We start from the raw sequence: 23,266 nt of genomic DNA, 5'->3' as shown, positions 1-23,266 counted from the left end.
TGTCCATGACCGCTCCGGCAGCACCACAGTGGCTGGCCGACTCCTTGGCAGTTGCCCCCACTTCGCATGATCTCGAGGCTGGCGATCTCCGGATCCGCTACTACGACTGGGGGCCAATTGACGCTCCCGGAGTCGTTCTCATCCATGGCGGGCTCTGCCATGCACGCTGGTGGGACCACATTGCACCACTCCTGACCGGCCACCGGGTCCTTGCCGTTGACCTCTCCGGTCACGGTGACAGCGGCAGGCGGGAGAGTTACGATGCCCACCGGTGGGCGCAGGAAGTCCTTGCCGTCGTAAAAGGCTCCGGTCTCAGCAGACCCGTCCTTGTAGGTCACAGCATGGGTGGGCAAGTGGCCGCTGCAGCCGCTGCCGCAGCGCCAACGGAAATCGGCGGCGTCATTACGATCGATACGCGCTTCAACGATCAGCCTTATACGCACAGGAACAAACCCAGTAAGGCGTTCAAGTCGTTGGACCAGGGTATAGCGGAGTTCGTTCCCGTACATGCAGCCCTAGGTGGTGCAGTGGACCCACTACTGATCCGTCACATAGCCGAGAGTTCACTAACGACAAACGGGGACAGTTGGCGTTGGAAACGCGCCGACAAATACGCGATTGCACACGTCCCACTACGGTCTCTACTTCCTTACGTCCATGCACCTCTGGCCATCATCCGAACGGAACACGGCCTCGTGACCAGAGACATGTCCGATGAAATGCGCCGCCTCGTACCTGCACCCACGGCCGAGCTGGAACTGCCGGGTGCAGGGCACAACCCCATGCTTGAGCAACCGCTGGCCCTGGTCACTGCCTTGCGCACCCTCTTGTCGGCCTGGTTACCCACGGTCACCGTGCAGGCCACCCCACCACTCAACGATGAATCGAGTTCCCGTGTCCAACACTGATTATCCTCTCGCCCGCGACCTCCTGAACCAGATGTGGGAAGCCTTGGGCGGACAACAGGAGCTGACAGACAACGTCTCCTTCACAGGCGAAGGCTCACTGCCCTCACCATTTGCTTTGACTGACATCGCCGGGGCTTCATTCGGCCTTGTGGGCACGGCCGTAGGCGAACTCCAAGCCGAAATCGGCGAGCAGCACCCCGGCGTGGTCGTCGATCGGCGCATAGCCAGCGGTTGGTTCCGGCTGCCGCTCGGACCGTCCCTCCCGCTCGGCAGCCCGCTCATTTCGCCGATTCCAGCAAATCTGGATTTCTTTACCGAACTGCCGACGGCCGACGACCGGTGGCTCCGTCTGCATGGGGTCTTCAAATCAGCACGCGCCCGCATTGCCTCCTCGTTGGGTGTTCCCGAAGACATCCACCAAGTCGCTGAAATCGTGCGTGAGAGCAAAGCCGATGACATCGAACAGCAGATGGTCGATGGCGGAGCAATCGTTGCCGCCAGCCGCACCACCGATGAATGGCTCGAAAGCCCGGCTGGCCGGGCAGTTGAAGCTGAACCGCTTGCAGCGGTCACAGACCACCCAGCATCAGGAAGCACCTGGCGCCCAACGCCCCAGCGGCCTCTAACCGGCCTGAAAGTGCTCGATCTGACCCGAGTGATCGCCGGCCCTGTTGGCACCCGGTTCCTCGCTGCCCTGGGCGCCGAGGTTCTCCGTCTTGACCGGCCGGGATCGGACGAATCCATCACCCATGTCGGTCACGGCGCAGAACAGGTTCTCGGCAAGCGCTGGGCTTACCTGGATCTCAAGACTTCGGAGGGAATTTCACAGTTCAAGCGACTGTTGGCGGAAGCCGATGTGCTCGTCCACGGCTATCGACCCGGCGGGATCGACGAGCTCATCAGTGAGGATGAACGCCGGGCGATCAAACCCGATCTCATCGAGGTCTCGGCACGTGCGTACGGCTGGACCGGCCCCTGGGCAATGCGACGTGGGTTCGACACCATCGTTCAGTTCAGCACAGGGCTTGCCAACGCCACACAGTCGTGGGCACTCGAAGACCCCGAAAACCGCGTCCCCCTGTACATCAACGGCAGCCCCGTCGATGCGTCGCGACCACGCCACACCGCCGTAGAGGGACTGGACCTTGCCACCGGCCACATGATTGCTGCCGCCGCGATCCGCGGGCTGACCAAGCGGATCCGCTCAGGGGCAGGCTCGACCTGGAAGTTCTCCCTCGCGCGCACCGCTTCGATGGTCATCCGGGATGCGCGCAATACTGACCCGGGACGCGACATCCGGATACCAATTGACGGCCCGTGGGAGGACCGCATCTTCTCTGGTCCCTTCGGACCAACACGACGCCTCATATTCCCCGTAGCCATAGAGAACACGCCGCTGTTCTGGGAACGGCCCGCCGAACGCGTCGGCTCATCCTCACCGATCTGGACCTTCTAAGCCAAGGTTCGCAATCAATCTAGGAGGGAGCCAAACATGATCAACGCAACGGTATACCCGTTCACAAACGAGGTCGTCAAGAACTTCCCCTATGCAACCGATGCATAAACCGGTGATGCTGGAAGGCGTCGGCCTCGACACCGTCCCATCAGTACTTCCCCGGTGGAGCTTCTCAAGATCGCTTAGCCACCCGACAGAACCACACCAGGAATGCCGGACCGGCTCCCGACTCGCGTCCTGCATTCCTGGTTCTTCACGCGTGTGCCGACGACGGAAAGCTTCCACGCGTCAGCTCTTCTGGCCCCTCCCGCTCAACTACACCCCTTTGGAAAGGACACCCAGTGAACCCACACGTGGCCAACCTCTCGATTACCAGCCCCGACATCGAGCCGGAGGGCCGGATCGGGGAACACTTGACTGCCTTGGGAGGAGACACTCCTCCTCAGCTGTTTGTAACCGGCCTACCCGACGGAACCCAGGAACTCGCGATCATATGCCACGACCCTGACGCTCCGCTTCCGAATGGCTTCACGCACTGGCTGATCTACGGTATTCAACCGTCACAGGACCCCTCAGGCATGGTGGTGGACGCCTCGTCTGGACGGCAAGGACAGAACGGCTCAGGTGGAACGGGTTACCTTGGCCCTGTGCCCCCGGTTGGGCATGGCCTGCATCACTACTATTTCTGGGTCTACGCACTCAAGGAATCCGTCAAAGGAGAGCCCAGCCGCGAGGACTTTCTCAACGACTACGCTGACGGGATCATTGAACAAAACAGGCTTGTAGGAACCTACTCCCGGTAGAGCCGGGCGTAAGAAACGCTCATTTTTTCTTACCAAACTGAGCGGTTCGGGGACCCATCGAATGGGAGCTGCGCAGTCGGGGCGGCGATCAACGATACGCGACGAGGTGTGCGATCACATCTGCTACGAAAGAGCGTGCCGAAACGGTGAGCACGAGGGTGAGCCCAGCGTTGCTGTGTTCCTTTGCCCTTGTCGCAGGATCAGAATACGGGCCGGTTGCTCTTCAGGCGCACTGCGTTTTTCTGTTCTTTCGTGATCCGCAGTGAATCAACCGAATGGTTGACGAATTTCAGTTGGTGTCGTAACGTCGGCTGAAGAACCGCTTCTCAAGGCTTCTTGCGAGCCTGAAGCGTTCACCGATGAAAGGTCGATCGATGACGATTGAAACCCCGGCTCTTCCCACACGCTTTCCGGACTTCGATCCGCAGCAGGTTTACGGCATGATTATTGACGGTCGCATCGTGCCGTCGGCCTCCGGCCGCTCGTTTCGATGCGTGGATCCTTTCGAGGATGCTGAATGGGGATACGTTCCGCAGGCGTCCGCCGAGGATGTGGACCTTGCAGTGCGGGCAGCGCGGAAAGCCTTCCCCGGGTGGGCCGACACTCCGGCCATTGTCAGGGCCGTGCTCTTTCCGCCGCTGGGGCGACCTGCTCCGGGATGATGTGTCGCGCCTTGCGAGGACGCAGGTGCACGAGAACGGCAAGACCCTCACCGAGATGACCATGGCGAGCGGGTCCCTGGCGGGCACGGCGGATTTCTGCAGCCAGTTTGCGCTCGCGCTGCACGGCGTGACGGTACAGCCGTCAATGCCTGGCCACGACGCATGGACGACCCGTGTTCCCGTCGGCGTCGTTGCAGCTATTACGCCGTGGAACAATCCATTGGGGCTCCTGCAATATAAGTTGTTTCCTGCCCTCGCGGCCGGCAATACGATCGTCATCAAGCCCTCCGAGGTGACCCCGGTATCTACCCTCCGCATTGCCGAGCTTGCGCTCGAGGCGGGGTTCCCTCCTGGAGTCGTTAACGTGATCACGGGGAACGGCGAAGCCGGCGCTGCGCTCGTGGACCACCCGGGCATCGACAAGATCGCGTTCACGGGATCGACAGCGACGGGACGTCGGATAGCCTCAGCGGTCGCCCCGCGGCTGATTCGATCGACCCTGGAGCTTGGCGGTAAGGGCGCGAACATCGTCTTCCCTGACGCCGACCTCGACCGCGCCGTCGACGGGCTCGTTGTTGGTCTTACTGCTGGAACCGGCCAGGCCTGCAACGCGGGTTCGCGAATTATCGTTCACGACTCCGTTCGCGATGAGGTGCTTTCGCGACTATGCACCGCACTTGACGCCCTGGTCATGGGCGACCCGCTGGACGCCGGAACGCACATCGGCCCGCTCGCGTCACGGCCGCAGTACGCGAAAGTTACCGGGTACCTTGCAATCGCTGACGGTGAGAGCAACACGACCCTTATCCGGGGCGCGCGCAGCGGTACCGATCTCCCGGGCATCGACCAAGGGCTCTTCGTCGAGCCGACGCTGTACGATACTCCCTCCGCAACGTCCCGTGTCCGACGCGAGGAGATCTTCGGTCCCGTCGGCGCGGTCATCGGCTTCTCCAACGACGAGGAAGCGCTGACCATCGCCAACGACACCGAGTTCGGTCTCGTGTCGGGCCTTTGGACCCAGGACATCGACCGGGCCCGCCGCATCGCGAAAGGCCTGGATGTCGGCGTCGTCTGGATCAACACATGGAGGGCGTTCAGTGGCAACGTGCCGTTCGGCGGTCGAAAGGCCTCCGGTGTCGGCCATGAAATGGGGCTAGACATCTTCGACGAATATACCGAACCGAAGGCGATCTGGCTCGGCCCGCAGGGTTAGGCCAATCTGCAGCCCTGTCGTCACCGCACCACTTGTTTCACCACACCAATCTAAAGAGGAGTTTGCAATGCCGGAAACTGCCATCACGTCCATCCTTCGGGGCCCCTGGGACGTGGTCATCGTGGGTCACGGATTCTCCGGGCTCACAGCCGGTCTCGCACACGTCGAGGCTGCAATCGAGGCGGGGCGCACGCCCCGGGTGGCCGTGCTCGAGCGGGCAAGCTACGAGGATCGCGGGGGTTCCACCCGCTGGACCACGGCGTGGCTCAGCCTGACGCGTGATCGAAAGCTTCGCCCCTTCCTAGGCGAACGGATTCGCCAGAACGCCGGCCATCTGGCCAACACGAGCTACATCGATGCGTTTTACGAGCTCGTGCCTGAAACCCTGGAATGGCTCGAACAGCACGGGGTTACGCTCACGCATTTTGAAGTTGGTACCGAGGATGGCGCCTGGCGAATCGATGGGGGTGGAGCGACGATCGTAAATTCGTTTCCCCAGAAGATCGTCGACCATGGCGGTGCGGTGTTCTACAACACCTCGGCGCGTCGACTCATCCGTTCAGAGTCGGGCCGAGTCGCCGGTCTCGAGGTGCAGGCCGAAGATGGCACGATCGTCACTATGGAGACATCTGCGGTGATCTTGGCCAGCGGCGGCTTCGAGGGCAATCCAGAGTGGCTCACGCGTTACATCCCCGACGCCTACAAGCTCAAGACCGTTTCACCTGGAACCCGCGGCAATCGCGGCGACGGCATCCGGATGGCCACCGAAGTGGGAGCGGACACAGCAGGACAGTTCGACGGCGCGCACATAGAACCGTGTGATTCCCGCTCAGATGGAGTCGAGCCTCTGGTCACAACCTACCGCTACGGCATCCTCGTCAACCAAGCCGGCAAGCGGTTCATTGACGAAGCTGGTGACATCGTGGAGATCGACTTCGACACCGTCGCGAACGCAATCTTCCGCGAGCAGAACAACATCGCCTACGGCATCAACGACGCCGCCCAGCGCCGAACCATTGCCGGATTCGACTACATGAACCTGACCGAGCAGGAGCCGATCTCGGCCGATACGATCGAGGAGCTCGCCGAGAAGCTCGGCATCGATCCTCATCGTCTTCGTGCGACAGTCGAGGAGTACAACGGGGCGATCGACGACGAGGGCGACTACCAGCCGAACGGCCCGCTCGACGGCAAGCACACCACCGGGATCACCCCTTCCCGCTCGAATTACGCGTCGCCCATCGCTGAGGCGCCATTCATCGCCTGGCCGATCTCCGGGCAGATCTGCTTCACGTACGGCGGGTTGCGCGTCGACGGCGAAACCCACGTTCTGGATGCCGAGGGCCGGCCGATCGAAGGACTGCATGCGGCGGGGGAGATCGCCGGCGTGTTCTACAACCAATATCCGGCCGGAACCTCCGGACTGCGCTCGATGACATTCGGCCGGAAGGCTGGACTCGTGAGTGCCGCGGAGCTGGCGGCAGCAGCCGTCACCAGCTGACCTGGCGGACGCATAACAGAGCCGCCGCCGATCTCGCGATCGCCGAGGGGTCGCTTAGGCCATCTCACAGAGAGACCCGCAGGAACATCGGGGGACGCACAGTGCATCGCGCGCCCCCCGATGCTCGCGCGCGCGTTAGGCGCTCGAGGCCTCTTCCTGCCGACCGCCCACCATGCTTTTCGAGCCACGACCGACGAGCATCGATTCGTTCGACGCGCGACAACGATTTATCCGCATCACTCATCAGCCTTCACCTCGGGGGCATGTCAAGGAGGACACACATGAGTACCGCCATCGATCAGGCCAGACGCGCACGCCGCACACGCATCGCGTTTCTGGCCATCACCACCTTCATCGCACTGCTTGACGGGTTCGATCTGTCCATCATGGGGGTGACGTTGCCGGTGCTGCTCGCACGAGAGACATGGGGCATCACTGCTTTGTCGGCGGGCACGGTCGCAAGTGCACAGCTGTTCGGCATGCTCGTCGGCGCGATCCTGAGCGGCACCCTCTCGGACCGCTTGGGAAAGCGCAAAGTGCTCATCGCCACATTGACGCTGTTTTCAACCTTCACCCTGGCGGTGGTCATTGCCCCCAGCCTGACGGTCTTCATCGTGTTCCGGTTCCTCGCAGGCATGGGTATCGGAGGTGTGCTGCTGGTCCTCGTCGCCATCGTCTCGGAGTTCTCGCTACCGAACCGCCGTTTCATCAACAACGCGGTCATGCTTGCGGGTTCGGCAGTGGGCGGCCTGCTGGCGGCGCTCTCGGGCTCCCTGCTGCTCGCACATGTCGACTTCCGCTGGCTGTGGGTCGTACCGGGAGCGATCGGCGTGCTCGTGATTCCGCTCGCGCTCGTGCTCATTCCCGAGTCGATGGCCTACCTGCAGTCCAAGGGGCGTACGCAGCGGGCCACCGACATCGCAGACCGATTCGGCGTGCCCCTTCCAGCGATTACAGAGAAGGCGGTACGTGCGCCGATCCGGACCCTCTTCGCCCCCGACCTCCGGGCACGCACAATCCTGTGCCTTCTCGCTGCCGCGTTCGTCTTCATCATGTCAACGGCCTTCCCGACCTGGTTGCCGCAGTACCTCGTCATGGGCGGGGTCGAGCTGAGCAACGCCCTTCTGCTCGTGGCAGCACTGTCACTCGGCGCAACCATCGGGCCCCTGTTCGGCGGGCGGCTGCAGGACCGCGGAAACGCCCGGCTCGTCGTCAGCGGATATTTCGGTGCGAGTTCGATCGCACTTGCCGTCATCGGGTTGGCGATCGGGGCACCATTCGCCCTCGTGATCGCACTCATCTTCGTCTTCGGCGCTTTCAACACCCCGTTCCTGTTCAACGGTTTAGTAGCTAACGCCTACCCGGCGGAACTGCGCGGAACCATCCTCAGCGCCGTGTACACCGTCGGGCGGACGGCCGCGATCGGCGGGGCTGGCCTAGGTGGCGTCGTCGCAGCAGCCGGATGGCACCCCACCTTCCTGTTTCTCGTGTGGGCCCTGGTTCCGCTGTCTGCAGCCATCCTCGTCTTTCTCATACCCACCAAGAACATCGGGACATCGAAGCCAGTCGACAACACCTCGTCGGACACGGCGGTGCTTCAGGAAGCGCCGGCCTCGGATGCCCGCCGATGAAGGGCGTCGTCTTCCCCGGGGATTACACAGTCGAAATCGCGACCGTCGACGACCCGACACCCGGTCCCCGGGACGTGATTGTGGAGATCCGAGCATCCGGGATGTGCGGAACCGACCTGAAGTTCTACCACGATGGCATGGGAGCCATCGCTTCGCGCCAGCCCGGGCCGATCGTCATGGGCCACGAACCGACCGGCGTCATCGTCGAAGTGGGCAGCGCCGTCAGCTCGACCGAGGCCCGTGTGGGCCAGCGAGTAATGATCCATCACTACGAGGGGTGCGGAATCTGCGACCCGTGTCGCTCGGGATGGACGCAGATGTGTCTGCCTGGAGCATCAGCGTACGGCCTCACCGCGAACGGCGCCCACGCCGCCTACATGCGCGCCCACTGCACGAGCATCGTCCAACTTCCCGATGAACTGTCCTTCGAAGCGGGAGCGGCGCTCTCCTGCGGGACGAGTACGGCGTGGGGAGCCCTGAAGCGGCTCGACCTCTCCGGAGATCAAACTGTCGCCGTGTTCGGGCAAGGACCGGTCGGGCTATCGGCGACATTGCTGGCGGCGGCGATGGGAGCCCGGGTCATCGCCGTCGATCTCAGTGATGAACGACTCGAACGAGCACGAGTCTTCGGTGCGGCGCTCACCATCAATGCGTCCACCAGTGGCGACGTCGTCGAGCAGCTCCGCAGCGTAACTGACGGACTCGGAGTGGATGCAACCATCGAGGCGAGCGGATCTGCGATCGCGCGCCGCCAGTCAGTACAAGGCGTGCGCAGCTGGGGCCGTGCGGCGTACGTAGGCGAAGGCGGAGACGTGTCGCTGGAGGTCGGCCCCGACCTCCTCCGTCGCCAGGTCACCCTTCATGGATGCTGGACGTTCTCCCACCAGGAGCAGGCCGCATGTGCGCGTTTCATTGTAAGCCGCAACCTCGACCTTGACGCCCTTTTTACCGAGCGGTGGTCACTTGGCGACGCAGCATCCGCGTATGAGCAGTTCGATCGGCAGTCGTCGGGCAAGGCCGTCTTCCTTATGTAGTCCGTCGTGACTGACGCGGCTGGTCCGCGGAACGATGACCATCGACTCGGCGGGGCATCTCGCGCGTCACGACTCAGTTGAGAAGTTCGTCATCTATTTACGAGAGGACATTCTTGGCTTACGCAACAGCGAACCCTTCGCTGCATACATCAGAGATGTTCGGCGTAATAGGTGGATCGCCGGGCGCTCGATGATGGCCCAGAGCTGGAGATCGTCTCCGTGACGGGAGGCGAACGTAACGCCATCGAAGTCTGTCATCTCGTAGAGCCAGGCTGCGACAGCCTGGGTCAGGCGCCGGAAGGGCGTCCCTTAGTGCTGCGGCGTCAAAGTCAGCCAGACCTAGGCTTAGGGTCACCCGATGAAGTGGGTGTACAGGGCGGCGACACTGCCCGAGTCGGTCACCGCGCAGTACCGGCCGACGCGGCGGCTCGCACTTCGAGCCACTCCCTGGGGACTTGCCCCGGGGCAATGGTGGGTGCCAGGACCCTAGCCTCGACGATCTCGATGATCTCGAGGGCTGGTTCCCGGTTGATCTGAGGATCAACCCTTCTTTTGGCAGCTAGTGCCTCGAGCGCCTTACGGCAGATCGAAGGGCAGTGTTTTGTAGGCGGTGTCTTTGTTCATGTTCCAGCCGGCGACGAGTCCTGAGCCGATCATTTGGTCGCTGAGGCGGGCGAGGCGGTAAGCGGGATCGGTGTCGAGGGCGAGTTGGAGGAATTGGTGTGCTTTGCTGCCTCTGCCTTCCCACCAGTTGATGTAACCGATGGCTGTAAGGACTGGTGCTGCGTGTCCCGGGCTGGTGCGGGTGTAGGCGTGCAGGAGCAGTTGTTGTGCCCATTCGATGCGTGACCATTTCGGTGCCTGCTCGGTTTGGGCGAAGAGGACGTGCTGCATGGGTTCGTCGACGCCTGGGATGTCTGCGATGAGACGGTCGCGGATCGCCGGGAACTGCAGGTTCGCGACCAGGGCATGGCAGTCGTCATCAGACGGGAAGGCCCTGGAGTCGAGCATGTTCGACCAGAGTTGCCGGCCTTGTTGAAGCGCGCGGTCGGTCGTCTCGGAAGCGATCTTTTCTATGTGGTGTTCGACGGCGGCCGCTTTGGCTGCTTCCTGGCCTGTTGTTGGGAGCGTGACGCGGTCGGTGGCTTCGACGACGCTGCCGCGGTAGATAAACTCGGCGTTGATCGCGCTGGTCTGGGTGGAGCTGACGGGCAGGGCGAGGCTGGTGCCGGGTTCGCCGTCGTAGGGGGAGAAGGTTTCGTCTCCGACGAAGAGTCCGTCCCGGATGGTGATGCCCTGTTCGGCGAGGACGCCGGTGAGTGCGGCGATGGTGCCGGCGTGGGGTTTGGGCTGGCCGGGGCTGGCTGTTTCGCTGGTGTAGACGGCGAAGAGGATGGATGTGGCGGTGGTGTCGCTGGTGAGGTAGTGGGCGACGGTGCGTGCGTAGGGGAGTTCTTGGCCGGGGTGGCGGGGGAGGTCGATGCGCAGGGTCGCACCGATGCTGTTCTCGTTCATGGTGATGCAGACCAGGCTTTCCTGGGGCCAGAAGCCCAGGGTGTGTCCGATGAAGCTGAGGACATCTGATGGTGTTGTGATCGTGAGCTTTTCCATGACCCTTTTTGGTTCCCTTCACCCTTCGAGGTGCCGTATCTTTTTGCGGTTGTTAGTTGTGGGCGTCGTTCTGGTAGGGGACCACCCGCTGGGCTGAGGGGCCGGAGTGCAACTTGGGGGACCGGCGCCGGGACCGAAAACTTCATCTGGAGGCAATGTTTCACCGTTCTAATGAAGAAGTTTTCGGTTCCGGGGTCGGCGCGGTAGCGCCCTGGTTGCGCGGAGGACACGCCCAGCGATCATGGGACATATCAGAATGACAAGCAGTGATTCAGCTTCCACTCATTCATCGGAGTAGGAAGATCCAGCAGCATGACGGTGGGGCGATGGCCAAGCTGCAATTCGTAGCCACTTGGATCAATTAGAAGCCGCCGAGAACTACCTTGTAGACCTTTATGTCTCGCCATCTCATGAGACTGGATTCAGTAAGAGAGCGAAAGCTGAGATCTTGTGAGACTGCGAACAGATTGTTCGTACATTCCGATGGACATCGCGGTGATAATATCGGGCTTCTGCTGCGATAAAGGAATCTTATGGAAGCCCTCTTTGGTTTGTTGTTTATTGCTGTCTTTTTCTGGTGGTTGGCACGCAGAAAGAAACGGCGAGCACTGCAGATATTGTCCTCCCTGCAGACCAAGGCTCCGAAAGCGGAAGCGCATAAACCGCTGACTTATACGCGCCCCCGCGCAGTTCCAGAGCCTAGCCCGGTGGAGGGCGTGTCCATGCGCTGTGCCGAGCCTGGGCGCGTTGGTGAGCTGTTCAGCTACGGCGGGCCCTCATCGGGAAAGGGCTACGTTCACGACGGTCCCTTCGCCGTGATCGATGTCGAAACAACCGGATTTTCACCAGGCAAAGGTGATCGTGTTATCGAATTGGCTATTGCCCGCGTAGATAAGAACGGCCGCATCGAGGACGAATATGCGACACTCCTGAATCCGGAAGGACGCGACACGGGTGCCGTCTTTATCCACGGAATCAGCAACGATGCCGTGCGGAACGCCCCGCTATTTTCCGACGTCGTAGCGGACGTCCTGGCGCGTCTGGGCGGCACGGTCGTTGTCGCGCACAACGCAGCATTCGAAGAACGATTCATCGCTGCCGAGTTGGCTCGCGCCGGCATCAAAACACCGCACCTGCCAGCCCTCTGCTCTCTATGGCTCGGGCGGCAAACCTATGACACGCCAAACCACAAGCTCGGCACGCTCGCTCAGCACGCAGGAATACCCCTGATGGATGCCCACGCGGCCCTCGGCGATGTGAGAGCGACAGCAGCATTGCTGCCTCTGATGCTCGACAGATACCGGCCAGGTATCGAATTCGGACACGACCCAGCACGCGGTCTCTTCGATCCTTACCGCCTGGGCTCAGTAAGTCCGATGACACGGGCCAGCTCATTGCGGAAGGGCACGGATGGCTGGATGCACTCCCTCATGTCCCGCCTTCCAATCAGTACAAGCGACGTCAGCGACGCGGCAGCGGGAGAGTATCTAGAAGCACTTGCCGCCGCCTTGGAAGACGGCAAAATCATCGGTGACGAGGCCAAAGGACTGGCCAAACTCGCCGGTAGAGGTGGCATGGGCGCAAATCAAGTTCGCGGCCTCAATGAACGGTTCCTGGAACTAATTCGCGAAGCCGCGTTCGCAGACAACATACTGACCGCGGGGGAGCTCAGCGAGCTCAAGCGTGCCGCGGACGCCCTGGCAGCCCCAGGTTACTTCGACGATCTGCAAGCGACCGTCACGAACTCCATAGAGCCGGAAATGGCGGAACTTAGTTCCTCATCAACAACGCAAAAGGCCCGGAAATGCGGTCACTGCCGGACACCTGGCCACTACCGCTCGAAATGCCCTGAACTGAACTAGAAGGGTGTGGACAATGTCCACACTTTTCTCGTCGTACCGGGCAGAACAGCCTTCGGACTGTTCCGGATTCCGCATGTTTCCGGGGGTTCCCAGTGTTTTCAAGGCGCAGAATGCATTTCGAGTCCCACCTTGGGCACGCAAACCCCCTCGTCAGAGGGGGTTTTTGCTTTAAACGTGTGTACAAAGCTTTGGCCCGTTGGCTCTGACGGTGGTTCGCGGCCGTGGCCTATTCAGATGTGTGGGCGGCGGGCCAGTGCCCTGGCTGGTGGGCCCCCCGCCTGCTGTGTACGGGTGTCGGTGGTTCCTCGTTCCGGTTCTGTCGGGTTGGTCTGGGGTGGCCAACACCTGTTCATGGCTTTGCGGTGCGGGAACGACATGACGAAGCCTCTCTGGTGCGGAACGGTCTGGGAAGGCCGCTTTTGGCTGCGCGGGGTCGTCGTGGTCGTCTATTTGTCCGGCCAAGGGAGGTGTGGACAATGTCCACACCTCCGACTGCTTCTTGGAGTGGCCGTAGGGGTCGTGTCACTGTCAGGTTTAGGGATATGAATTCGTACCGGCGGTGTCAGAAAAGAAAGGAACCGAGCCCAGCCGGACACCCTTCACACCACCGCCTGCCGTCAGGTTGGGCTGTACAAAATCTAAACATCCTTATGAATAATGGCATCCTTGTCTGCGGCACCAGGAACGATGTGGGCGTTAGGTACAGCCGTCGGCTTGAGTATCTTGACCCCTTCGAGCCCAGCGACCCTTGTGGGGACGCTCGAGTCTATGCTCGTACCGTTTCCAAGCTGACCGTCCCTATTTCCCCCCAGGCCCATACGGTCCCGTCGGTTTTGAGTGCGTATGTCGAGCTGCCATTTGGTGCTACCGATGCCACGCTATCTAGCCCAAAGACCTGTTGTGGTGACGGAGCACCTGCTGTCGAGCCGATTCCCAGGCTGCCAGTCGTATTGGAGCCCCAAGCCCAGAGGGTCCCATCGTTTTTGACAGCAAACGTCTGGGATGCGGTGACGTATAGAGAGTCCACGCCGGTGACCCCGTTGACCTGCCATGGGGCCGCTGCGTGCTGCAGGCCATTGCCCATGAGGGAGCCGAAGCTGACTCCCCAAACCCAAATGGTCCCGTCAGTCTTGAGTGCGTAGGTGGGACCGCCTGCTGTGGCGATTTGCTTGACATTGCTGAGACCGGATACTTGGACAGGAATTGCGGACAGCTGCGCGGCCAACCGACAGCGACGGAAGGTTCCGTTCCGTCAACTACTCACCCCAACCCGGCAGTAGGAACTTACACACTTACCATTTGACTCTGGCCGACCTCGGAGCTTCGTTCGTGCTGGACCGTCACCTTCCGGGTTTCCGGACCCGAAAAGAACTGCACGCTCTCGCCGCTGGTGAAGCGAGCGGAGTTTGCCGACTGGGCCGGGGGTGTGGGAGGGACCGATCCTGACCTGACAGCACGATGGGAGGACCTGGCAACTATGGAAGCCCCTCCGCAGTCAGGGAGATTCCCGCTGCACTGTTTGCGGCCGCAAGCCGATTATGAAGAATCCGGCCTACCACGTGCCCAGGCTGTCATCTGTTCCATCCACTCCGCTGAGCAGTGGGTGTCACCGAGATGATGCTGACCGGCGCCTCTACAGGTCGGCGGCTTCTATGACGGGACCGCGTGCGACCCGCTTCCGTGGGACTGTGACTCCCGTATACACCGGGTTCCATGTCCTTGGCCGCGAAATCTTATCGCCAGCGTCCCGCTGCGTAAAAAAACGGAGTGCGGACAACGTCCGCACTCCGTTTCAGGACCCGCTGCTATTGCAGGAAACTTGCTTGGGTCCCTAGGTTCCCGGATCCGCCGGTGGCTATTTGCCGTCAACCCAGCCGGACCGAGCCTTGCTTTCCGCACGGACAATCTCAATCGCTTCCGTGCCGGACAGTGGGGCGCCTGGAATAATTTCCGTCTCCATGTCGACTTTCCGTCGAGCCAGCACTTCAGCGCTGATTCCCTTCATCTTGTGCTCAAGACGGTGGTAAAAGAGTGCGAGCACGCCTACAGCGAAGGCGAAAATGGCAGGGATCCAGCTGCTTGTGGCGATGATGCCCTGGATGGCGGCAGGCGTCTGCTGCTCAGCAGCTCCAACGTATCCAGTCAGGGCGAGGACGACACCGGTAACCCCGGCTGCCAGCGCCTGCCCCACCGTGCCTGCGAAAGAGAAGAAGGCGCCGCCAACGCTTTCGAGCCTGCGGTGTCCCTTCCATTCATTGTAGGTCGCGTTGTCGATGACAAGGATGGGGGCAAGGAAATTGAACGGCAGGGCTGCCAGTGCAGTTAGTACTGCGGAGAGCATGATCAGAGGAAGGCTCGCTCCTGCGAACATCAGGATAAAATACCCTACGACGCCGATGAAGCTGGACACGGCGATCATATGCGAAACCGAGAACCTGCGGATGAGTTTGGGGAAGAAAACCATAACGGGGATGAGCACCACAAAAGCAACGGCCACCGCGCCTTGCAACCCGAGGTTTCCCACAACGTAGCGGAAGTAGTACGTCATGGCCGCTACGCCCGAATAGAAACCGACGAGGAGGGAAAGCGCCGAGAGCATCCACATGTACCGGTTTGTCCGCAGGACAAGCATGATGTCACGTATCCGCACGGTAGTGCCGGAGACCACCGCCGCGTCCGGCGACTCACGGAACAGCCAGAAACGAATGAGACCTACGATGGCGGACGGTACCGCGATGCAAAGGACAACGAAGGACCATGCTGACGGATCCTTGCCCGCGGTCTGGATCGCCAACGGCATTCCAACGGTAATTACGATGGCGACCAGCACCGTGACCAGACCCCCCTTGGCGGCGACGTCCGTGTAGTGCTCACGACGAGGAAAGACGCGCGCCGTGAACAGCGGATTGTTGGCGTTATACAGGGGCATGAACAGTGCAGTGAGCAGGCTGTATGACGTGAAGAGCCAAACGTATTTGGCGACCTCACCCAGGCCTCCCGGAACAGCGAACATGAGTGCGGTGGTTGCCCAGCACAGGATGACCACCAGTTCAAAGGGGCGTGCCTTTCCCATCCTGGATTCCGGAGCGCGTTCCACAATGTATCCGGCGAACAGCGCCCCGGCTGCGTCGACAACTTTCGCGCCAACCAGCAATCCGCCCACAACGGCGGGGTTGAGCATAAGGGTGTCCGTCGCGTAAATCGTGAAGTAACCAATGAGAACTATCAGGGCGTTCATGGAAAACGAGTGGGCAGACCACGGGATGATCTGCTTAAGGGGCACGCGGTCCCTGCGGGACTCCGCCTTTGCCGCCGCCCGGTCAGCCGGAGAGGGCTTGGTGCAAGTGGGAGCGATATTGCTGGACGCCATTGTCGGTCCTTTCCCAGGGCCATGCTGCGGCTCTTAGGGCTTGCTTGAGTAGGGGGGGAGGGAGTTTAGGACTGCTTAATCAATCCCTCTGGCGAAAATGGTATGGCGTTCGGGATTCGTTCGTCAAGGTTTTAGTGGATTCATTTTTGGGGGTTTGTGGCAGGCGGGGCGGCTGCAGGCTGCTCTGCGGAACCCATGACACTGCCGGCCCAGGTCAGGGAATCAGTGGCGAGTCCTCTGGCCCCGCAGTCAGGCCGAGGCCCCGCAGCAGGTACTCCATGTGCGCCCGGACGTCGATGGAATTGTCGTACATCCATTGGATGCGGAGCCCGTCCCAGCTTGCGAAGACCAGGGCGGCGATTGCGGACGCGTCGACGTCCGTGCCGATCTGCCCTTTTTCTTTCTTCTGCGTCACGGCAGTCTCGACGACCCGCCGGATGGCTTCGTACCGGTCCTTGAAGAATTCATGGGCAAGGTGGCTTTGTTCTGTAGCCTCCCCCGTCATGCGCAGGGTCAACTGCGCCATCCCCGGGGACTGTGTCTCAGCAGTGACGACGCTGAGGATTAAGTCCACCAGCTCGTCTGTGAAATCGCGGGTTTCAGGGGTGACTTGCGCTGTGGCCACCTGGTCCTGATGCCGCAGAATTTCGGCGAACAGGGCGTCCTTTGAGCCGAAATAGTGGAGCAGGCCGTTTTGGCTGATACCTACCGCTTCCGCGAGTTCCTTCACGGTTGCCTTGGAGTATCCATGCTGGGCGATAACTTCCACCGCAGCGCTGAGAATTTCGGCTCGTCTGGCTTTGCCTTTTTCATAAGGGCCTCTTGGTGGCATTCGGAAAGTATAGGTGCGATCCGGTTGCCGCAGCTAAAAGCGCATGGCATGCTGGATTGGAAAAGATGGTGGGTTGTGTCATGGTCCCGTTGGTTTTGCGGGCCAGGAGCCGTAGGTGTGAACCCGGCGAACCTCGGTCCCGAAAGGCCTGGATGCGGTTTGCCACTCGTCAACAGAGCTGCCATAACGACCCAACGGGTTGCCCCCAGACTTGTATTCCGAACGTCCAAGAGAGCGAGCCACAGCGTGACAACCGATCAGCCGCAGACCGACCAGGCATTGCCACTGGGAACAACGTGGGACTTCGAGTCTGAGGACAACCTGTTCATTTCGCCGTATCTGGATGTCGACGAATGGCGCGACGCACCCGTGCGGCACAGGTACGTCCACGGTGGCTTCGAGGGAACCGACAGTAAGTTCTCCTTCTACTTCCCGGAACCCCATGCGTACCAGGGCCGCTTCTTTCAGCACGTGACGCCTTTCCCGCAAAGCGAGAACTTGGGCCCAACAGAGCCCTTGGACACCAACAAGATCGCCTTCGCCAACGCCAGTGGCGCCTTCTTTGTTGAGACCAACGGTGGGGGCGCTAAAGCCGCCGATCCGTTTGCCGGGGTGGATCCCACGGTCGCTGCCTACCGGGCCAATGCTGCAGTGGCGCGTTTCGCCCGGGTTGTGGCCGGCGAACTCTTTGGGCCGCGCCGGGTCTACGGCTACCTCTATGGGGGCAGCGGGGGCGGCTACAGAACCATTTCATCATCCGAGAACTCCGGCGGAGCCTGGGATGGGTATGCACCGTACGTGATCGGCAGCTCCATGGCAATTCCCAATGTCTTCTGTGTGCGCATGCATGCCCTCCGGATCCTCAGGGACCGTCTCCCGGACATCGTCGACGCCTACGACGCCGGCGGAGACCCCTCGGCACTGAAGCTCACCGACCAGGAACGGGAGGCCCTGGATGAGGTCTCCCGCATGGGGTTCCCGCTCCGTTCCTGGTTCGGATGGCGGACCATGGACCTGCACGGATTCAGCGCGCTTTTCCCGGGTGTTATCGCTGCCGACCCCACCTACACCAGCGAATTCTGGACGTCCGAAGGATATCTGGGCTCCGATCCCCAGGCCTCGATCCACCAGGACAGGGTCCGGCTGCACACCACCGTCGTGGAACTGATCGACGAAACTCCGGATGACGGGGCGGAGTCCGGGGGAGTCGACGAGTCGTTTAAGGCATCTGCCCAAGCGAAACCAGCCCGCGTTGTTACTGCGCTCCGGCTTGCTGATACTCCGGTGGGATGGTTCCTCGGAGCGGAACTGCGAATTGTCGGCGGCAAGGCTGCGGGCACGGTGATCCGGCTGTCGGCGGTTGAGGACGACATCGTACGGGTGGAAGGGTGGCAGGGTGCAGTGCCTGCAGATCTCGCCGTCGGCGATGAAGTGGTGCTGGACAACTCCAACTTCCTGGCAGTCCAGACCTATCACCGCCACCAGGTACCCGGACCGGAGTTTACGGTCTGGGATCAGTTCCGTGACAGCAAGGGTGAGCCGCAACTGCCACAGCGCCCAATGTTGCTGGGACCGTTGATGACCCAGGGTGCAACGGCTGTTCCGATGACAGGCCGTATCGAGGGCAAGATGATCGTCGTTGCCTGTTTGCTCGATCGGGAAGCCTTCCCGTGGCAGGCGGACTGGTACCGCGGCCTAGTGCAGGAGCAGCTGGGCGGGGCTGCGGACGGGCAGTTCAGGCTTTGGTACGTTGACAACGCCCTCCACGGCGACGTTGGCCCCCAGGAATTCGCGGCGCGCAGCGTTTCCTACCTCGGTGCACTTGAGACAGCCCTGCGGCAGTTGGCCGATTGGGTTGAAAAGGGCATCGAGCCGGCCACTACAAGCGCCTATGGGATTGCGGAAGGCCAGGTGTGCCTTCCCCCCGATGCCGGTGACCGCGGTGGTGTTCAACCCGTAGTTTCGATCTCCGTTGACGGCTCCAGCCGTGCCGATGTCCACGTCGGTCAGTCCGTGGCCGTTCGGATCGAGGCAGAAGCGGTTTCTGGCGTCGTCGTTGAGCTGCTCGCCATCAATACTGACGCTGAAGGAGTCGAGACGACCGGCGAGCCCTTCCAGCTCCAGCCTGCCAAGCATGTGGCCGTGGAAACGACCCGTGCCTTCAATGCGCCCGGCACTTATTTCCTGGCCGTACGGGTCGCTGCGCAGACCGGGGGCGACGCAACGTCCCCGCATGCACGGGCTATGAACATAGCCCGCGCGCGTGTGGTGGTGCATGCATAGGCAGGTTGAAGGACCGATTTCAGCCAGGCACCACAATTTACGAAGGATTTACGGGGAGACACTATGAAGCGACTGCTGGAAGGCAAGGTTGCAGTAGTAACCGGCTCGGGGCAAGGGGTTGGGCGCGGGATTGCGCTGCTGCTGGCCAAACAGGGCGCAAGGGTTGTTACCAACAACAGGAAACCAAAGGGTAAATCCCGGCCGGTGTCGGAATTCCGCGCAGTGGCGTTGGGCGGTTCAGCACTTTCCTACAACGAGACTGAAAGCGACAGACTCAACAAACTGTCAGGTGATGCGGAGAGCACCGCCCAGGAGATCGTAAATGCCGGTGGCGAAGCAGTGGCCTGCTACGCCGACATTCTCGACTGGGACAGCAGTGGACAGCTGATTCAAACCGCAGTCGACTCCTTCGGCCGGATCGACATACTGGTCAACAACGCGGCCGGCTTGGGGTTTGGGCCTTTTCAGGAGCTGACACGTGAGGACTGGAGTTACCAAGTCGATGCCAAGCTCACTGGCGCGTTCAACTGCATGAAGCACGCTGTTCCCCACATGATCAACCAGGGCTATGGGCGCATTCTCAACACGGCATCTGATGCCTGGACGGGCATTGCATCCCTTAGTGCCTATGCGGCCGCGAACGCCGGGCTCGTGGCACTGACAAAGTCGACCGCGAAAGAGCTCTTTCCCGCAGGAATCACCGTCAACGCGTTTTGCCCCCAGGCGGAATCGCCCGGGCATCTCAGTTTCAAGGCCACGTTGCGGACAGCACTGGAGCAAAAGGGAGCCGAAATTGTAGTTGATGAGGACCGTATGAAGGCTTCCGAAGCTGCACACGGTCCGGCAGAGAACCTGACATTTCTCGCCTACCTAGCTTCCGTGGAAGCCTCAAATATCAGTGGGGCAGTTTTTTCCATCACTGGTGGTGGCGATATTGCCCTTTACTCCGAACCTGCTCACACCAGCCAGATCCGCAAAGAGGGTGAGGCCTGGACAATGGAGGAACTCAGGAGGGCTGTGCCCGCGGGACTGCTGAGGGACTATGTGTCAATTGCCCGGAACCGGGAGTTCTAAGCCGGTGCCGGCGGCACCTCACCGTACAGCCACCTGGGGATCGCTTAATTCCGGCGATGAGGAATCGCTCCTCAGAACCACGCCATTGGAGAGCATCTCTGTCCGGACGCCCTGCATGCGCCGCAGTGCGTCATGCGTGAGCACGCCCGCGAGACAGCCGTCGACAACCTGAATCACGTCGACGGCCGTCGTCGTACAGCCACTGAAGTTGCAGGCTGTCGAGGAGGGCGAGCGTCAAAATGGTCACCGACGGCCTCCGCGCCGCGATCAGCAACCTCGCTCCCAACGAGAAACCCCTTGTCCACTCCGATCAGGGATTCCAATACCGACACACGCTCTGGCAAGACACGCTACGCGGAGCCGGACTGACTCAATCGATGTCTCGCAAGGGCACTTGCCTGGATAACGCCGCCATGGAAGGGTTTTTCAGTCACCTCAAAGAGGAATGGTTCCGGATCCAGCAACCCAGCACCCTCGAGCAGTTCCACACCGGGCTGAGCGAGTACCTGCGCTGATGGAACACCACCCGCATCCAACAAAGACTGGGCTACCTCAGCGCCCGACTAGTACCTCGCCCAAACCCTCGCTACCGCTTAATGTTCAATTCAAGGTCCAGCTTTCGGGGATCACTCCACTGCTCCGCCAGTACTTCCGTAAGGGTGCGGATCTCAGCATGCTAGAACAGGCTGAAGTCCGCTTCGCCGCTGATGAGATCAACGGACGGCCGCGGGCCGTCCTCAATTGGGATAGCGCGGCCGCGCGTTTTGCTTCCTTCAAAACAATTGCAGCACTTCAGTCTCGGCTGCCCACGGACAATTCAGTAGGGTTATCCACCGCTACGGCGACCAAGGAGCTACCCCACCGGCTCCCAATTCCAGCCGTGGATAACCCCAATTGACCCCAACCATGGACAGCAGAAGTGGGTGCAGTGCATAGTCGCGTTTGACGAACGCTTTTCGAGACACTGTTCTGGGCGTCGGGAGGAACCAGCTGTGAATCGCAGCAATAGGTGGCCTGCTTTTCGCGGCACTTAAATGTCCCCCTGGTGTTCGTTTGACGATCCTCCAGCGGGCACTCCGTCTCAGAGTGGTAAATAGATGCACGTAGGACCGCCGTCTTACGGGTATCTCCATGCTTGTCGGACTCTGCCGAGTGCGTCCGGTGCCGGCATGCGCAGCCTGCACGAGCGCGTTGAGCTCGGTTGTAGATCATCGCTTCGCGAAGCACCCGCGCAAGTCAGAGCGCACCATGTACGTGTCTGACTTCGCCTCGCTAATTCCTGGCCGCCATCGTATTCGCCTTGGGAAGCAGGCCGGCGCTGGTGCGCTCGATTCCGCGATGGAAAGTCAAGCAGTCAGACTGCCGCGTCGACCGCGTTGGTGAACCGAACGGATGACGCGCTCCGACGCTGTAATTAAGGACACAATCCGGTCGAACGATTAAGTTGTGTGAAACCTTGTACCGGAAAGGAAGCCGACGGCTCGAACCCACGCCGCTCTTAATGCTCCCGCACCAGGATCTATGCAGCTCGAGAGTCTTGGCTGGATCACACCGCGGCCGCGACGTGCCGCGAAGAGGTGCCGCCACGTCACCTGTCCCGATCGCAGGCGCCGGATGGCAAGGGCGGCCTATCCGAGATCGCGGGTTGAGATCGGGCAGTTTCTAAATTAGTGTCGTGTTTAGTATTTAGACTGCTGTCGCAAGGACTCTTGGTGATCGTCGGACGCTGAGATGCGTCGCCCTGTAGACACTTGCCGCACGAAATAGAGGAATTCAATGAACAACGTCGTCCATCCCCTCGTCACGAACCTCACGTTAGATCAGAAGGCGTCACTTGTCTCTGGGTTCGAATTCTGGGGCACCACGGGAGTTGAAGAGGCCGGCATCCCCGCGGTCACCCTTTCGGACGGGCCGCACGGGGTGCGGCGCCAGGCCAATGGCGCAGATCACCTCGGAATCAATGCGGCCGAGCCCTCGACGGCGTTCCCGACGGCCTCGGCCTCGGCGAGCTCGTGGGACCGCGAGCTGCTCTCGAGCATGGGTGCCGCGCTCGGGATCGAGGCGCGGGCACTGGGTGTCGATGTGCTCCTCGGACCGGGGGTGAACATCAAACGCAGTCCTCTGTGCGGGCGCAACTTCGAGTACTTCTCCGAGGATCCCCTGCTCTCGGGCGAGCTCGGAGCGGCCTGGGTCACGGGCTTGAAAACGCATGGGGTTGGGGCGTCGGTCAAGCACTATGTAGCGAACGACCAGGAGACCAACCGGATGAGCATCAGCGCGGATGTCGACGAGCGCACGCTGCGCGAGATCTACCTGCGTGCGTTCCAGCGGCTCATCGAGAAGTCCTCACCCGCGACGGTCATGGCCTCCTACAACGCCGTCAACGGAGTGCCTGTGATCTCGAACCGCTGGCTGCTAACGGAGATCCTCCGTGAGGAGTGGGGGTATCAGGGCGCAGTCGTGTCGGATTGGGGTGCGGCGGCCTCTGACATCGTCGCGGCCGTCGAGGCCGGTCTCGACCTGGACATGCCGGGCACCGGGGCCGGATCGGCCAACCTGATCAACGCGGTCCGCGGCGGCCGACTCGACGAGGCCGTTCTTGACCGGGCGGCCTCGCGGGTGGTCGAACTCGCTCTGGGGGCCGTCGCCAATCATGACGCCCCGCCCCTGGACGCCCAGGCCCACCACGAGCTCGCCCGCCGGATAGCCGAACAGTCGGCCGTCCTGCTTTCCAACGACGGGGTCCTCCCACTGTCGACGGAAACGCCGGGCACCGTCGCCGTCATCGGCGAGTTCGCCCGCACGCCGCGCTATCAGGGTGCCGGCAGTAGCCACATCGTGCCCACACAGCTGGATTCTGCGCTGGACGCCATCCGGGAGCGAACGGGTCAGCGCACCGTGGTGTTCGAGCAGGGCTTCCGGCTCGACGCGCAGCCGGACCCGGAGCTGGTCGAGAGGGCCGTCGCCGCCGCCGCTTCGGCGTCAGACGTTGTCGTCTTCCTGGGCCTGCCACCAGAAGACGAGTC

General features: G+C 61.5%; 17 protein-coding genes and 1 pseudogene. 13 read left to right on the top strand and 5 right to left on the bottom strand.

The annotated features are described in order from the left end of the window. Positions 1 to 5: 5 nt before the first annotated feature. The 8 genes from QF047_RS11260 (at position 6) to QF047_RS11225 (ending at position 9,208) form a co-directional block, all read left to right on the top strand. Positions 6 to 908 carry an alpha/beta fold hydrolase gene (locus QF047_RS11260; RefSeq protein ID WP_307276903.1) on the top strand — a complete coding sequence of 301 codons (903 nt, stop codon included), beginning with the start codon at positions 6 to 8 and terminating at the stop codon, positions 906 to 908. A gap of 115 nt (positions 909 to 1,023) precedes the next feature. Further along, positions 1,024 to 2,364 carry a CoA transferase gene (locus QF047_RS11255; protein WP_307276900.1) on the top strand — a complete coding sequence of 447 codons (1,341 nt, stop codon included), beginning with the start codon at positions 1,024 to 1,026 and terminating at the stop codon, positions 2,362 to 2,364. 341 nt (positions 2,365 to 2,705) lie between these two features. Next, on the top strand, positions 2,706 to 3,167 hold the full coding sequence (locus QF047_RS11250; protein ID WP_307276898.1) for a YbhB/YbcL family Raf kinase inhibitor-like protein: 462 nt from the start codon (positions 2,706 to 2,708) through the stop codon (positions 3,165 to 3,167). 374 nt (positions 3,168 to 3,541) lie between these two features. After that, on the top strand, positions 3,542 to 3,829 hold the full coding sequence (locus QF047_RS11245; RefSeq protein WP_307276894.1) for an aldehyde dehydrogenase family protein: 288 nt from the start codon (positions 3,542 to 3,544) through the stop codon (positions 3,827 to 3,829). 25 nt (positions 3,830 to 3,854) lie between these two features. Beyond that, on the top strand, positions 3,855 to 5,042 hold the full coding sequence (locus tag QF047_RS11240) for an aldehyde dehydrogenase family protein (RefSeq protein WP_307276891.1): 1,188 nt from the start codon (positions 3,855 to 3,857) through the stop codon (positions 5,040 to 5,042). 67 nt (positions 5,043 to 5,109) lie between these two features. Beyond that, on the top strand, positions 5,110 to 6,543 hold the full coding sequence (locus QF047_RS11235; RefSeq protein WP_307276888.1) for an FAD-binding protein: 1,434 nt from the start codon (positions 5,110 to 5,112) through the stop codon (positions 6,541 to 6,543). Between the two features lie 281 nt (positions 6,544 to 6,824). Then, a complete protein-coding gene (locus tag QF047_RS11230) occupies positions 6,825 to 8,174 on the top strand; it encodes an MFS transporter (RefSeq protein WP_307276884.1) in 1,350 nt (449 codons plus the stop codon). Next, positions 8,171 to 9,208, top strand: a complete 1,038-nt coding sequence (locus tag QF047_RS11225) for a zinc-binding dehydrogenase (RefSeq protein WP_307276881.1) — start codon at positions 8,171 to 8,173, stop codon at positions 9,206 to 9,208. Before QF047_RS11230 ends, QF047_RS11225 begins: the two co-directional genes overlap by 4 nt. Before the next feature lie 576 nt (positions 9,209 to 9,784). On the opposite strand, the gene QF047_RS11220 is transcribed toward QF047_RS11225, so the two are convergent. Next, complete coding sequence (locus QF047_RS11220; protein WP_307276878.1) at positions 9,785 to 10,819, bottom strand: DUF4192 domain-containing protein; 1,035 nt, start codon at positions 10,817 to 10,819, stop codon at positions 9,785 to 9,787. A gap of 533 nt (positions 10,820 to 11,352) precedes the next feature. Between QF047_RS11220 and QF047_RS11215 the strand changes: the two genes are divergently transcribed. Beyond that, a complete protein-coding gene (locus QF047_RS11215; protein WP_307276875.1) occupies positions 11,353 to 12,681 on the top strand; it encodes an exonuclease domain-containing protein in 1,329 nt (442 codons plus the stop codon). 638 nt (positions 12,682 to 13,319) lie between these two features. Here the strand turns inward: QF047_RS11215 and QF047_RS22350 are convergent. The 4 genes from QF047_RS22350 to QF047_RS11205 all read right to left on the bottom strand — a co-directional run bounded on the left by QF047_RS22350 (position 13,320) and on the right by QF047_RS11205 (position 16,883). After that, positions 13,320 to 13,499: an RCC1 domain-containing protein gene (locus tag QF047_RS22350; protein WP_373427763.1), complete on the bottom strand. Its 180-nt coding sequence runs from the start codon at positions 13,497 to 13,499 to the stop codon at positions 13,320 to 13,322. Beyond that, positions 13,448 to 13,765, bottom strand: a complete 318-nt coding sequence (locus QF047_RS22345) for a hypothetical protein (RefSeq protein ID WP_373427807.1) — start codon at positions 13,763 to 13,765, stop codon at positions 13,448 to 13,450. Before QF047_RS22345 ends, QF047_RS22350 begins: the two co-directional genes overlap by 52 nt. Positions 13,766 to 14,536: 771 nt before the next feature. Continuing rightward, positions 14,537 to 16,051, bottom strand: a complete 1,515-nt coding sequence (locus QF047_RS11210) for an MFS transporter (protein ID WP_307276872.1) — start codon at positions 16,049 to 16,051, stop codon at positions 14,537 to 14,539. Between the two features lie 214 nt (positions 16,052 to 16,265). Beyond that, complete coding sequence (locus QF047_RS11205) at positions 16,266 to 16,883, bottom strand: TetR/AcrR family transcriptional regulator (RefSeq protein ID WP_307276869.1); 618 nt, start codon at positions 16,881 to 16,883, stop codon at positions 16,266 to 16,268. Positions 16,884 to 17,129: 246 nt separating this feature from the next. Between QF047_RS11205 and QF047_RS11200 the strand changes: the two genes are divergently transcribed. The 4 genes and pseudogenes from QF047_RS11200 to QF047_RS11185 all read left to right on the top strand — a co-directional run. Continuing rightward, a complete protein-coding gene (locus QF047_RS11200; RefSeq protein ID WP_307276866.1) occupies positions 17,130 to 19,166 on the top strand; it encodes a hypothetical protein in 2,037 nt (678 codons plus the stop codon). Between the two features lie 63 nt (positions 19,167 to 19,229). After that, positions 19,230 to 20,240: an SDR family NAD(P)-dependent oxidoreductase gene (locus QF047_RS11195; protein WP_307276863.1), complete on the top strand. Its 1,011-nt coding sequence runs from the start codon at positions 19,230 to 19,232 to the stop codon at positions 20,238 to 20,240. 215 nt (positions 20,241 to 20,455) lie between these two features. Then, a complete protein-coding gene (locus QF047_RS11190) occupies positions 20,456 to 20,755 on the top strand; it encodes a transposase (protein ID WP_373427806.1) in 300 nt (99 codons plus the stop codon). A 1,261-nt stretch (positions 20,756 to 22,016) separates the two neighbouring features. Continuing rightward, positions 22,017 to 23,246, top strand: a pseudogene (locus tag QF047_RS11185) (glycoside hydrolase family 3 protein); the annotation flags it as partial. Between the last annotated feature and the right edge of the window lie 20 nt (positions 23,247 to 23,266).

It is taken from the genome of Arthrobacter sp. W4I7, assembly GCF_030816215.1.
Classification (GTDB): domain Bacteria; phylum Actinomycetota; class Actinomycetes; order Actinomycetales; family Micrococcaceae; genus Arthrobacter; species Arthrobacter siccitolerans_A.
The sequence above is the reverse complement of the archived record's forward strand: the minus strand, read 5'-3'. Positions and strand labels throughout refer to the sequence as shown.